The 12,250-nt window shown below is 73.6% G+C and carries 10 protein-coding genes; 5 read left to right on the forward strand and 5 right to left on the reverse strand.

From position 1 onward, the window contains the following. The first annotated feature begins 506 nt into the window (after window positions 1–506). Window positions 507–1,409 (forward strand): nuclease, encoded by a 903-nt coding sequence (locus tag OG594_RS20365; protein WP_266600925.1) that lies wholly within the window; start codon window positions 507–509, stop codon window positions 1,407–1,409. 48 nt (window positions 1,410–1,457) lie between these two features. Here OG594_RS20365 and OG594_RS20370 read toward each other — a convergent pair whose 3' ends face one another. Both OG594_RS20370 and OG594_RS20375 read right to left on the reverse strand, forming a co-directional pair. Then, the gene (locus OG594_RS20370) at window positions 1,458–2,924 is read right to left on the reverse strand and encodes a cell wall metabolism sensor histidine kinase WalK (RefSeq protein ID WP_266600927.1); all 1,467 of its coding nucleotides are present in this window, start codon (window positions 2,922–2,924) and stop codon (window positions 1,458–1,460) included. Continuing rightward, window positions 2,917–3,594, reverse strand: a complete 678-nt coding sequence (locus OG594_RS20375; RefSeq protein WP_266600929.1) for a response regulator transcription factor — start codon at window positions 3,592–3,594, stop codon at window positions 2,917–2,919. Before OG594_RS20375 ends, OG594_RS20370 begins: the two co-directional genes overlap by 8 nt. Before the next feature lie 135 nt (window positions 3,595–3,729). Between OG594_RS20375 and OG594_RS20380 the strand changes: the two genes are divergently transcribed. Beyond that, complete coding sequence (locus OG594_RS20380) at window positions 3,730–4,386, forward strand: hypothetical protein (RefSeq protein ID WP_266600931.1); 657 nt, start codon at window positions 3,730–3,732, stop codon at window positions 4,384–4,386. A gap of 179 nt (window positions 4,387–4,565) precedes the next feature. Here the strand turns inward: OG594_RS20380 and OG594_RS20385 are convergent, their stop codons facing one another. Further along, entirely contained in the window at window positions 4,566–5,786 is a 1,221-nt protein-coding gene (locus tag OG594_RS20385) for an FAD-dependent monooxygenase (protein WP_266600933.1), read from the reverse strand. 57 nt (window positions 5,787–5,843) lie between these two features. Next, entirely contained in the window at window positions 5,844–7,736 is a 1,893-nt protein-coding gene (locus OG594_RS20390; RefSeq protein ID WP_266600935.1) for a hypothetical protein, read from the reverse strand. A gap of 632 nt (window positions 7,737–8,368) precedes the next feature. On the opposite strand from OG594_RS20390, the gene OG594_RS20395 reads away from it, so the two are divergent. From OG594_RS20395 to OG594_RS20405, 3 genes are all read left to right on the forward strand, one after another. Beyond that, entirely contained in the window at window positions 8,369–8,944 is a 576-nt protein-coding gene (locus OG594_RS20395; protein ID WP_266600937.1) for an RNA polymerase sigma factor, read from the forward strand. Between the two features lie 953 nt (window positions 8,945–9,897). Continuing rightward, a complete protein-coding gene (locus tag OG594_RS20400) occupies window positions 9,898–10,677 on the forward strand; it encodes an IclR family transcriptional regulator (RefSeq protein ID WP_266603068.1) in 780 nt (259 codons plus the stop codon). A gap of 119 nt (window positions 10,678–10,796) precedes the next feature. Next, complete coding sequence (locus OG594_RS20405; protein WP_266600943.1) at window positions 10,797–11,531, forward strand: hypothetical protein; 735 nt, start codon at window positions 10,797–10,799, stop codon at window positions 11,529–11,531. A gap of 9 nt (window positions 11,532–11,540) precedes the next feature. Here OG594_RS20405 and OG594_RS20410 read toward each other — a convergent pair whose 3' ends face one another. Beyond that, window positions 11,541–12,191: an HAD family phosphatase gene (locus tag OG594_RS20410; RefSeq protein ID WP_266600945.1), complete on the reverse strand. Its 651-nt coding sequence runs from the start codon at window positions 12,189–12,191 to the stop codon at window positions 11,541–11,543. Window positions 12,192–12,250 lie beyond the last annotated feature (59 nt).

Consider the following 12,250-nt stretch of genomic DNA (forward strand, 5'->3'; position numbering starts at 1 on the left):
CCCGAGGCCTTTCGTACGTGCGGAGGAAGAGGGCGGCGCGATTCCCGGAAGCCGGCCCCGGGCCTGCCGGGCAGCCGCAGCGCACGGCGGCGTCGCCGTCCGTCCCGTCCGGAAGGAGTCCGGGCGGGAGGACGTACGGGCTCGCTCGCGGGCTGGCGGGCGTGTACGGAAGGCGGGAGGGGACGGAACCCTAGAAGTGGGTCACGGGCATACGGTGACGGCCGCGCAGCCGGCACCGCGCGCTGCGAGACACCGGGATCACGTCGTACCGGGTCGGGGGAGCGAAGGCGGCGGTGCGGTACGTGCACATGGCGCGGCTCCCCTTCTCTTCACTCGGCATGAGGCGCGCGGTGCCCTGTCGGCAGCGCGCACGGCGAGTCTAGTGATCGCGTCCTGCCGGGGCACCGGGTTTTCCGGCGCTCCCGCGGGACACGAGCGGCGATGTCGGAGGGTGCGTGTACTGTGAGTGACGTACTGCTACTGAAAGTGATCGTACGGTTGCGTCCGTGGGAGTCGTCGTGTCCATGTTGCTGATCAGAGGGTCGTTCCGGGTGAACGGCGGAGCCAAGCCGGACGGGGACACCGTCCCCTTCACCCCGGACGACGTGGCGGACTGGAGGCTCGTGCCGGGGTGCACCGGGGTCCTGCCGAAGGCGGACGGTCGTGTCTCCGTCCGCCTGGAGGGCATGGACGCATTGGAGACCCACTACACGAACGGCAGCTACGGGCCGGAGCGGCGCCAGCCGATCGAGTACGCGCGCAAGGCCGCCCACGCCCTGCTGACCTGGCTCCACTTCACCAGCATCGAGTGGCACGACGACGGCACGGTCACCACCAAGCCCGACAGAGTGCCCGGCTACATCCTCACCAGCGGCACCGACATGTTCGGCCGCTGCGTGGCCCTGGTCGGCCGCGGCAACCCGCCTGCGTACAGCGGCTATCAGATCGACGTCGACAAGGAGAGGGTGGCGCGGACCGCCAACCACCACCTGCTCAGGAGCGGCCTGGCCTACCCGACCTTCTACGAAGGCCTGCCCGTGGACCTGCGGGACGCCCTCAAGGCCGCCGCCCTGGAGGCGAAGGAGAACACGCCGCCGAAGGGACTGTGGGCGAAGGACGTGACCGTCGAAGGGGCGGAGATCGACGGCATCCGCTCGATCACGGACGACGACACCGGCGTGGTGATCCTCCCCAAGCTGTTCCGCAGGCTGAAGGACTACTTCGACTTCGACCCGGAGAACTACTCGCTGGCCGGCTTCCCCGCCTTCCTGGCCGGGGCCGAGGACAAGTTCCGCATCCTGCCCGGCGACGAGGTCCTCACCGGTTTCCACCGGCTGGTCGAGATCACGGACGACCAGATCCTGCGGATGACCCACCCCAGCGAGGACATCCTCTTCGTGAACGGGTGAGCAGGGGCCTCCCCGGCCACCCCGGCCACGCCAGCCACGCCGGCCCCGTCAGGGCCGGGGCGTCGTCGGCAGGCGCAGCACCAGCCGCGCGCCGGGGACCCCGCCCGCACCGCCCTCGGCCGTGAGCGTTCCGCCGTGATGGGTGCTCAGGTCGCGGGCGATGGCGAGCCCCAGCCCGGCTCCGCCGTGGTCGCGGCTGCGCGAGTCGTCGAGACGCGTGAAACGCTCGAAGATCCGCTCCCGGTCGGCCGCGGGGATGCCGGGGCCGTCGTCGACGACCTCCAGCACGGCCGTACCCGGACCCGCCCCCTTCGTGGTGCGCAGCGTGACGTCCACGCGCCCGTCCGCGTACCGCTGCGCGTTGTCGACGAGGTTCGTGACGATCCGACCGAGCCACAGCGCCCCCGCCGTGACCTGCACATCCGGTTCCAGTCGCAGCCGTACGGGGACGCGGTCGCCGAGCCGGCCCTCCACCACCTCGCGCACCAGGGCGGTCAGGTCCAGCCGAGCGGCGGCCACCGGCTGGGCCGCGTCGATCCGGGCGAGCAACAGCAGGTCGGCCGTGAGGTGCTGGAGCCGTTCGATGTCCTCCAGGGCCCCGGAGATCAGCTCGGGCCACAGTTCCGGATCCTGGACGGCCAGCGCCACCTCCAACTGGGTGCGCAGGACGGTGATGGGGCTGCGCAGTTCGTGGGAGGCGTCGGCGATGAACTGCCGCTGGCGGATCCCGGAGGCCTCCAACCGGTCCAGGGTGGCGTTCATGGTCTCGGCCAGCCGGGCGACCTCGTCGTGGGTGGCGGGCACCGGAACCCGGCGGTGCAGGCCCCGGTCGGAGATCTCGGCGACCTCGGCCCGGATCTCCTCCACCGGCCGCAGCGCATGGCCGGTGACCCGCCAGGTCACCAGGGCGACGGTGGCCAGCAGCAGGGGCATGCCGATGACGAGGGCGGCGGTGGTCGTGTCGTCCGCCGCGTCCGCGTCCCGCAGGGAGGCGCCGGCGTAGACGGTGGCCATCCCGTCCGGGGTCTGCGTGACGACCTGGACGACCCGCTGCCGGTACTCACCGTCCACTGGCCGGACCCGCCACGTGTGGAACCGGGTTCCCGGAATGCCGGGACCGGGCGGTGGGAAGGCGGGCGCGCCGGCCAGGTTCGGGCTGGAGAACAGGACGCGTCCGTCGGCGCCCACCACTTGGACGAAGTCGATGCCGCGGGCCGGCGGCCGGATGCGGCCCAGCTTCCCGGTGGCGGCGAGCTGTGCCACGGTCTCGGCCTGGCGCCGGGCGTCGTCCTCCGCGTTGCGGAGCAGGTTCGCCTCCAGCAGCCCGAGCAGGGCGAACGAGGCGAGCGCCAGGGCCGCGGCCACCACCACGCTCGCGCCCACGGTGGCCCGTGCCCGGACCGTGGTGGGCCACAGCCGGCGCAGCACCGGCCACCGGCGCAGGGCCGCGCGCGGGACCGCACGCAGGGCGGCGCGCACGCGCTCGCGCGGACCGGACCGCCCGGCCTCAGCCACCGTCGGCCGCCAGCCGGTATCCCGCTCCGCGCACGGTCTCCACCGCGGCGCGGCCGAACGGTGCGTCGATCTTGCGGCGGACGGCGCTGACGTGGACCTCGACCACATTGGGATCGCCGTCGAAGGCGCTGTCCCACACCTGTTCCAGGATGTCCCGCTTGGGCACCACCTCGCCCGAGCGCCGGGCCAGGTACTCCAGGACCGCGAACTCCCGTGCCGTCAGTCGTATCTCCGTGCCGCCGCGGGAGCAGGAGTGCCGGGCGGGGTCGAGCAGCAGGTCGCCGAAGCGCATCACCTGGGGCCGCCGACGGCCCGTACGCCGGCCGAGCGCGCGGAGCCGGGCGACCAGGACGAGGTAGGAGAACGGCTTGGACAGGAAGTCGTCGGCGCCGGTGTCGAGCGCCTCCGCCTCGTCGTACTCGCCGTCCTTCGCCGTGAGCATCAAGATCCCCGACTCGTTGCCGGCCGCGCGCAGCCTCGCGCACACCCGGTACCCGTTCAGCCCGGGCAGCATGATGTCCAGCACGATGAGGTCGTAGTCGTGCTCCGTGGCCATCCACAGGCCCTGGGTCCCGTCGTGGGCCACGTCCACCGAGAACCCCTCCGACTGAAGCCCTCGCTGTAGGGCCACGGCGAGCCGCCGTTCGTCCTCCACCACCAGTACGCGCATGCCGGACAGGATCTCAGGCCGTCCCCGCCGCCACCTGAAGAGGTCTTCAGGTGGCTTCAGCGGGGCTTCAGCTTCCGCTCAGCATGCTCGGGAACGAGCCGTGCACCGCGCCCGGTTGTCCTGAGGAGTGCCCGTATGTCTGATTCCGTCCCGCCGTCCGAGCCGGCCGAGACCGCCGCCGTGAACGCGCCGGCGACCGCCCCGGTGACCGCCCCGGTGACCGCCCCCGAGACGGAGGCCCGCAAGTCCGCGGCCCCGGGCCGCCTCGTCCCCCGGGGCAAGCGCGCCCGCTGGGTGGCGGCGGGCGCGGTCGCGGTGGTGGTCGTCGGCGGAGTGACGGCGGTGGCCGTGGCCGAACACCATGACCACCACGGGCGGGTCGAGCGGGGCCCGCGCATGGCCTGGGCCGGACCGGGACCCGAGGGCGGCCTTCGCGGCGGCCCGCACGCCGCCGAACCGCGGCACGAACGGCAGCAGGGCGAGCCCGGCCGCCCCGCGGGCCCCAAGGCACCCGGGGAGCAGGGCCGACCCGGAGGCGCTGCCGGGCGCGCAGGCTCCGCCAGGAACGCCCCGGCGCCCGCGCCCATCCCCTCCCTGGCCATCGGCGAAGCGGCCGAGAAGGCCGCCGCGGCCGTGCCGGGCGGAAAGGTGGCGGGCCTGCGCGCGGTGGCCCAAGAGGGCGGCGGCAGCGCCTGGCTGGCCGTGGTCATCGGATCCGACGGCGTCCGGCACGCGGTCACCGTGTCCGGCACGGACGGCACGATCACCAGCAACACCACCAAGGACCACTAGGCCGTCCCTTCCGGATAGTGCCGGCCAGGCCCGCCGGGCACGGCACCTGCCGCGTTGTGTCGGGGCGCCCGAGTACGTCCAGTACACGGTGCGCCCCTGCCACCTCGCCGTACACGGCACCGGATGCTGCGGGCCCGGCCGACAAGATCCGAATGGGCGGGCCCGGGGACCACCGAGGCCTACGGTGTCATGGCCCGGCCCCCGATACCGGGGGCCCCGCCGAGCTGGCCCCGCCACCAGGCCTCCATCTCCCTGCCGTCCATGCCCGCCCACGCCGGGGTCTGCTCGACCTGGGCGCGGCCCAGCCGGCGGGCCAGCGCGACCAGCTCCCGTCCGGCGGCGCCGCGGGTCTCCTCGTATCCGCGCAGCAGTTCCTCGAAGGACCCGCAGCGGCGCCAGCCGTCGGCGAGGGCGGTGGCGTCCTGGAGCGCCTTGGCGGCGCCGCTCGTGTTGTGCGGGCGTACGACGCTCGCCGCGTCCCCCGCGAGCAGCAGCCGCCCGGCGGCGGTGAGCGTGGTCTCCATGTCGTAGATCGGCTGGACGAAGGTGTCCGCCGGGTCGGTCAGCGCGAGCGCCCGCGCCCAGTACGGCGGGAACTCGCGATCGAGCAGGGCCGCCAGATGCCCCGCCAGTGCGGGGGTGAGGCCGCCCGGCGGGAAGCTCGTCGGATCGCCCCGGCGCAGCTGCCCGTCCTGCGGCGCAGACCCGTACAGCACCCAGTTCACCCGCGGTCCGTCCGGCCCGGGAATCCGGTAGATGACGCAGGAACCGCCCGGGAAGCAGACCGTGGTCCCCGCCTCCGGCACCGAGTCCGCCACGCTGCCGATCCCCGCGAGCAGCGCCGCGTCGAAGTTGCCGCGCCAGCACACGTAGCCGGCGTACTGCGGCCGGGAGTCCGGGCAGAGCGCCGTGCGCACCACCGACCGGTACCCGTCGGCGCCGACCACCAGGTCGTACCGCTCGACGGACCCGCCCGCGAGCCGCACCGAGGCGCCCGCGTCCCCGGTCTCCTCGACCCCCGTCACCGCCTCCCCCTGCCGGTAGACCACCGACTGCGGAACGGACTCCCGAAGTCCGTGCCAGAGCAGGCCCCAGTGGTAGGAGTGGAAGGGGAACGGCTGCTCCCAGATCACCCGGCCGCCCGGCCCGTGGGCATCGTCGCGGACCACCCAGCGGCGCCGCTCCAGCGGGTGCGCGGCGATCCCCCCGGGCAGCGCGCCGCTCGCGCCGAGCTCGGCGGCCCGCTCGTTGTGGATGCACAGGCCGACGCCCCGGTCCTGCAACCGCCCGCTCGTGCGCTCCAGCACCACCACCTCACCGGCGCCCGCCCGCGCCGCCGCCGTCGCGACGGCGCACCCCGCGATGCTCCCGCCGACCACCGCGATCGTTCTACCGCGCATAACCGCCTCCGCCTCCTGTCGATGCACACAGCACGTGGGTGACCCTCACAGGGCCGGTCATTGCGCGCCAGACCGCGTCGCCGGGGGAGTGGGCCGCACCGCACCCTGGAGGGCCAGGGCGGTGAGTACGACCAGCGAGTCCGTCCAGCCCAGGGGCGCCACGGCGGACGGCAGCCCGGCCCCGTTCACCGTTTCGGGGAGCTCGCCCAGCCCGTTCCGCTTCGACAGCACCCAGTCGAGCACCGCACCCGCCTTCGCAGCTTCACCGGTACTGGCCCAGGCGAGGGCGAAGAAGGAGGTGCTGGCCGTCCACGCGTACGCACCCCAGCTGAAGGAGGGGTCGTTGCCGGGCGAGACCCCGCCGTTCGGCAGCAGCAGCGCCCGGTAGGTGGAGTCCAGCGCCTCGGCGAGACCGGCCGGGGCGGCGTTGAACGGGGGCGCCATGAAGGCCACCGCGCTGTCCCGCCCGTGTTCGCCGTCGACGGTCCGCTGGTACCCCAGCGGGGCGAACGAGGTGGCGATCGCGGCCGACAGCCGCCGGGCCGCCTCACCCCAGCGTTCCGCGTCCGCGCCCAGGCCCAGCTCCGCGGCCAGGTCGGCCGCGGAGTTGAGCCCGGCCAGCAGGGGAGCGGCGGTACCGATGTTGGCCGTGGTCGTGTCCAGCTCCCAGTAGTCCGGGGACGCCGGAGGCAGCCCGTCCGGTCCGAGGGAGCGGGCGGCGTAGTCGGCCGCCCCGCGCACCATCGGGTAGAGCGCGCGCAGCCGTTCCTCCCGCCCGTCGGGCGGCGCCGCCCGGTACCACTGCCAAGTGGCCCAGGGCACCCAGCCGTTGGCGTCCAGCTGCCACTTCCGCGCGTCCGGCGGCCCGCTGCCGTCCAGCAGGGTACGGGCCTCCCAGGTCCCGTCGGCCCGCTGGGTGAGGGCGTCGTAGCCCAGGATCCGGTACGCCTCCTCGTCGTGCCCGGTGGCGGCGAAGGCCACCGCCGCGAAGGCCCCGTCGCGCGGCCAGGAGTACTCCCACGGCGGCGCCCACGCCGCCGCGAAGGCGCCGTTCGGCTTGAGCAGCGCCCGCATCGACAGCAGGGCGCGCTGTGACGCGGCCCGCTGCGCGGCGGTGGTCCCCGGCACCTCGCCCGCCGCCAACCACGCGCGGCTCTCCTCGACCTGCGCCAGGGCGCCCGGGTCGTCCGCCTCGACCACCACCGACGCCGGGTCCCCGTCGGGCAGGTACCGCCACCGGCCCGACGGCAGGCGCAGCACGTTGCTCCCGTCGACGTAGGAGGCGCCCACGGCGAAGGAGGGCAGGACGGCCTCGGTGGCGACCCGGTTGGTCAGCAGGCCCGAGGTGCGGGCGGCGAGCGCCGAGGCGGGTACGTAGCAGGGCTCGGTCTCCCCGCAGCGTTCGCTGCCGGTGGGATTGACGTGGAAGGCGAGCCGGGAGCCGTAGGCGTGCCAGCCGCCCCAGTACGCCTTGTCGTAGTTCCAGCTGGTCAGCGAGCCGGGCACCGACCGCGTGGTGCCGTACCAGGCGATCGGCGCGCTGTCCGCGGTGCTCGCCTGGAGGAACAGGTGGTAGGTGGTGCCCGCGGTGACGGTGGCGTTCAGCGGGAACTCGACCCAGCCGGCGCCGGCGCCGCCGAGCGCCGCGAGGTCCAGGGTCGTCGAGGCGATCACCGACCCCGCGTCCTCGCGGACCCGGCGGACCTGCGCGGTCACGGTGCCCGTAGCCGCCGCGCTGCCCAACCAGACGCTCACCCGGGAGAGCCGGGTGCCGTCCACCGTGAACTCCTGGGACGCAGCGTTGTTCGTGGCCTTCACGCTGAACAGCGCGCTCTCGTGGCCGACCTGGCCGTCGTAGGGCGCGGCGGCCGCGGCGTGCGGGAGCGCGGCGGGCACCCCGGTGAGTGCCAGGCAGAGCACGGCGGGCAGCAAGGTCCTCGCGAACGCCATCTGTACAGCCCCTTCCTCCTCGACGGGCGCGCGGGGCGCAGGGGCCGGGGCGCCGAAAGCTGGACCCACCATGCAGGTACGGGGCACCGGAGAGTGGGGAGCCGGTACGTGTTCCACCGGATGGGGCCGCGTTGACAACCGATCGTGTGAAAGGAACAGCGGAAGAAGCCCCGATCGGGCGCGCGTCGGCGGCGGAGGCGCTCGGCGGGCACGCCGGGGCGCGCGCGAGCGGACCAGGGCGCGCGAAGAAGCGGATGCGCTTGCTTCGGAAGATTTTCAGGGACCGGCTTGCACGATCGGGCTCGCTTTCCGATGGGGTGGTGAATGGGAGCGCCCCTTGCTCCACGGCTGCCGGTTCGGGGGGCAGGCATGCCGGTTGCTCATGATCCACTTGAAAGGTTCCGCGCCGACGTGAATGTTGCCGAGACGACCGCCCTCACGCTGTTAGCCACCCGTGCCCGTTATCGCGTCATCGATGTGTTCAGGGCGCCCATGCGCCTGCCGGGCGCGGGGGTGCGGACGGGAACCGGCGGACCATCCGCCGGCCACCGCCGTGCCGCTCCCCGCCCCCGCCACCATGAGGTCCCCGCCGCCCCGGTGCGCGGCGACGAACAGCTGCTGTGGGGGAGCGTATGAGCGAAGGCGATTTCGATCCATCGGGGGACCAGGCGGTCTCCAGCGAACTGGCCGGCGTGCTGCCGGTGGACTTCACCGCGTTCCACTCCCAACAACACCGCGCCTACCTGCGCTACGCCCACTTGCAGCTGGGAAACCCCAAGGACGCCGAGGAAGTCGTCGACGACGTGTTCACCTTCCTGCTGAAGGTGTGGCGCCAGGCCCTGAAGGAGGCGAGCCTCCACGGCTTCGCGTGGGCGGTGCTGCGCGAGCACGTCGAAAGGCGGCTTGCGGCCCTGGGCCGGCAGGTGGCGATGGTGGAGACGGCGTGGTTCGCAGCGCTGCGCCGCTCCTCCAGAGAGCGGCTGGAACTGCTGGAGTCGAAGCTCGGGCTGTACGCGGCGATCGCGGGCCTGTCCGAGCGGCAGTACGACGTGGTGCTGCTGGCCTTCCTCCTGGGCAACGACTCCGACACGGTCGCCCGGATGATGGGGATCACCCCCGCGACGGTCCGTTCGCACATCCGCGGCGCACGCCGAACCCTGTCCCGCAAGCTCGGGGTGGAATGGATCCCCGGAGAGGAGAAGGACTAGTGAGCGACATGCCCCGCCACCGCGACATGCCGCTGTGCGAACTGGACGCGGCCCTTGCGGACGCGACGGTACTCGCGGAGGAGTACGCCGGATACGACGAGGGCGCGGCCCGCCGTCGGATCGCCCGCCGGATCGTCGCCGACCGCGCCCGCTCGGCGATCGGCACCACCGGCCCTCCCGGCGCCGCGACCCCGCCGCCGCGGGGACCGGCCGCATCCGCCTGCGCCTCCGCGTCCGCCACAGCAGCCGACGACCTCATCCTCGACGCCGCCTGTCACGTGCGCGCCGCCCGGGGTCTGGACGACCTCACCTGGTGCCTCGTGGAGAGCCGGCCCTTCGCCGAACTCGCCCTCGACGCCGACTCCTGGCCGCACGGCGTGGACTCGGCCCTGCTGTTCGGCTGCCTGCTCCACCTGGCCGACCGGATGGAGGACGCGCAGTTCTGGTTCCAGTACGCGGCCGGGGCGGGCTCGCAGACCGCCGCCCACTGCCTCTACCTCCTGCACCTCGCCCGGGCCGAGGTCGCGACCGCCCGCCACTGGAAGGGCCAGGCCCGGACCCTGCCCCCGGAAGAACACCTGCCGCCCCTGCCACCGCTCCCGGAACACCTCGAAGGAGCCCTCCGCGCCTCGGTCATCTGGACCACCCCGCCCATCACCACCCAGGACCTCACCGCCCTCACCACCGGACCCGGACGGGCCGGCCGGTCCCCGTGCAGGCTCCCCGCACGACTGCGCCAGGCGGTCACGGCCCGCCCCCGCAAGGAGCACCCCGATCTGGGGGAGGTCGTCACCCCCGGCCCGCAGGTGGCGGTCGCCGTCGCGCAGAACGCCCGGCTCAGCACCCCGCACCTGACGGACCAGGCGAGCTCCTGGGCCCTCGAAGCACTGAAACAACCCCGGCCGACCCACGCCGCCCGGAACACCCCCGAAGGGAGCCCCGCCCCCGCCGCACTGGAATCCGCCCACCAGGCACTGCGCGTCCTGGAAGTCATCAACCGCTACTCGGGCGGCGTGAACCTGACCCAGATCGCCCGTGAAACGGCACTGCCGCAACTGGTCCTCGCCCGGGCCATGGAGCAGCTGATCCGCGCGAACCTCGCCACCCCGACCGGACCGGACGCGTACGTCGCCGGCAGCGCCCTCCTGCTGGCCGAATCGGCGAACGGAGACGGACGCGGGCACCTGCACGAGACCCTCGCCTGGGTGCGGGACGCCGTCGGCGCCGCCGTCTACGTCGCCCGCTACACCGACGGCGAGGTCTCCATCACCCAGTACGCCGACGGACCGGCCGCACCCGTGGTCGAGGAGTGGGTCGACTTCCGCGTCGCCGCCCACGCCTCCGCCGTGGGCAAGGCCCTGCTGACCCAACTCGACCACGCCGACCGGAAGGACCACCTGGCCCGCCACCGGCTCACCCGGTTCACGCCCCATACCCTCACCAGCCAGCAGGACCTCTTCCACCAGCTCGACGACCGCCCGCCGAACACCCCCCTCCTCGACCTACAGGAGTACGCGCTCGGCACGGTGTGCGCGGCGGTGCCGATCACCGCGGGCCCGAAAGCGGAATGCGTGGCCCTGTCCATCCCGGTCCCCGACCCCAGCCGGTTGAAGCAGGCCGCCCGGCTCCTGCAGAGCGAGGCGGCCGCGGTCTTACTCGCCCTGATCGTCGCCGGCAGCACCCCGCCCACGGCACGGCGGCCGCAGGGCATCATCCTGTCGCCGACGGCCTGAGAGCGGCCACGGCGGCGGACGGGCCCGACGCACCCCGGGTGCGGAGGGCCCGTCCGCCGTCCCCGGGGCGCGCCGCCGCGTGAGATGCGGGGCTGCGCCCCGCGTGGGATAACGGCACCATGAACGAGCTCCCGACGGCCACGGCCGCGGAAATCAAGATCAGCTTCGCCGGGGCGGAGGCGAAGGCGGCCTTCGACGCCCTGGAGCTCGACCGGGACGAGGGGAGCCGCCGCTCGATCCATTTCTGGGACCGACCGCAGTGGGCGGCAGACGGCACGCTGACCCTGCCCCTGCTGGATCGGGGCATCATCCTGCGCCGGCGCCGGGACGACGAGGGGCCCGATTCCGAGCGGGAAACCGACCTGACCGTCAAACTGCGTCCCTGCCCCCCGCTGCCGGAGCGCTGGCGGGGTGACCGGGAGGGCGAGGGCTGGAAGTTCAAGATCGAGGACGACCGGACGGGACCGGAGTTCACGCCGATGTTGTCGGCCTCGCTGGAGGCCGAGGGCGGCCCGCCCGAGCTGCTGCTCATCGAGCAACAGCGGGAACTCCTGGGCGTGGCCGAGCTCACCGAGGCCGAGCTCGCCGACCTGACGGCGCTCGGCCCCGTACGCGCCGTGAAGTGGAAGGACGAGTGGGACGAGCTGCCCGGCAAGGTGGCGATCGAGGAATGGCGCACCGACAACGGCCTGCGCTTCCTGGAAGTGTCGGTGCGGTCGGACATCGCCGATGCCGCCGAGGTCCAGGCGCAGCTCGAACAGGCCCTGCGGGACCGCGACGTCACCCCGCCGCCGTTCGGCGAGCGCAAGACCGAGGCCGTCATGACCGCCCTCGCCCGCGACGCGCACCTGTGACCACTAGGGTCAATCCGAGGCGATGAGGCCGGGCAGGTCGCGCATGTCGTGGAAGACGACGGTGCCGGCGCCTTCGAGCCGTTCGGCCGGGGTCAGTCCCCCCGCGTAGCCGAAGGACCGCATGCCCGCGGCGCGGGCGGCCTCGACACCGGGGCGGCTGTCCTCGACCACCGCGCACGCCGCCGGGTCGACGCCCATCCGCCGTGCCGCGTACAGGAACAGGTCGGGGGCGGGCTTGCCGCGGCGGACCTCGGTGGCGCTGTAGATGCGGCCCTCGAAGTGCTCGTAGAGGCCCGTGCGACCGAGGGTGTGGCGCATCTTGTCGTGCGAGCCGCTGGAGGCGACGCAGGTCGGCAGGGTGATCGCACCGAGTGCCTGTGGCAGTCCCTCGACGGCGGACAACCCGGCGTCCACCGCCTCGCGGTGGCGCTGTTCGAACGACTCCCGCCAGAGGCCGGCCGTCTCCTCGCCGAGCCGGCCGGCGATGGCCTCGTGAATGGAGGCGCTGGAGCGCCCGATGAAGCGGTCCATGACCTCCTCCTCGGTCAGCGGCCAGCCCAGCTCCGCTCCCAGGGCGACCTGGAGGGGCAGCGCTATGCGTTCGGTGTCGACGAGCACCCCGTCGCAGTCGAATATGACGAGTTCAATCGGCTTGATCATCCCCGCAGCATAGGGGCCGCCCCGGGGCGCGACGCAGGTCGGCCCCGGCTCCTGCGCGT

The organism is Streptomyces sp. NBC_01214, from assembly GCF_026340975.1.
In the GTDB taxonomy this organism is placed as follows: Bacteria; Actinomycetota; Actinomycetes; order Streptomycetales; family Streptomycetaceae; genus Streptomyces.

What these genes read in the sequence shown, in the direction of transcription:
- OG594_RS20390 (WP_266600935.1), bottom strand. Translation starts at nt 7,736, where the DNA reads ATGGCGTTCGCGAGGACCTTGCTGCCCGCCGTGCTCTGCCTGGCACTC.
- OG594_RS20375 (WP_266600929.1), bottom strand. Translation starts at nt 3,594, where the DNA reads ATGCGCGTACTGGTGGTGGAGGACGAACGGCGGCTCGCCGTGGCCCTA.
- OG594_RS20385 (WP_266600933.1), bottom strand. Translation starts at nt 5,786, where the DNA reads ATGCGCGGTAGAACGATCGCGGTGGTCGGCGGGAGCATCGCGGGGTGC.
- OG594_RS20410 (WP_266600945.1), bottom strand. Translation starts at nt 12,191, where the DNA reads ATGATCAAGCCGATTGAACTCGTCATATTCGACTGCGACGGGGTGCTC.
- OG594_RS20395 (WP_266600937.1), top strand. Translation starts at nt 8,369, where the DNA reads ATGAGCGAAGGCGATTTCGATCCATCGGGGGACCAGGCGGTCTCCAGC.
- OG594_RS20405 (WP_266600943.1), top strand. Translation starts at nt 10,797, where the DNA reads ATGAACGAGCTCCCGACGGCCACGGCCGCGGAAATCAAGATCAGCTTC.
- OG594_RS20380 (WP_266600931.1), top strand. Translation starts at nt 3,730, where the DNA reads ATGTCTGATTCCGTCCCGCCGTCCGAGCCGGCCGAGACCGCCGCCGTG.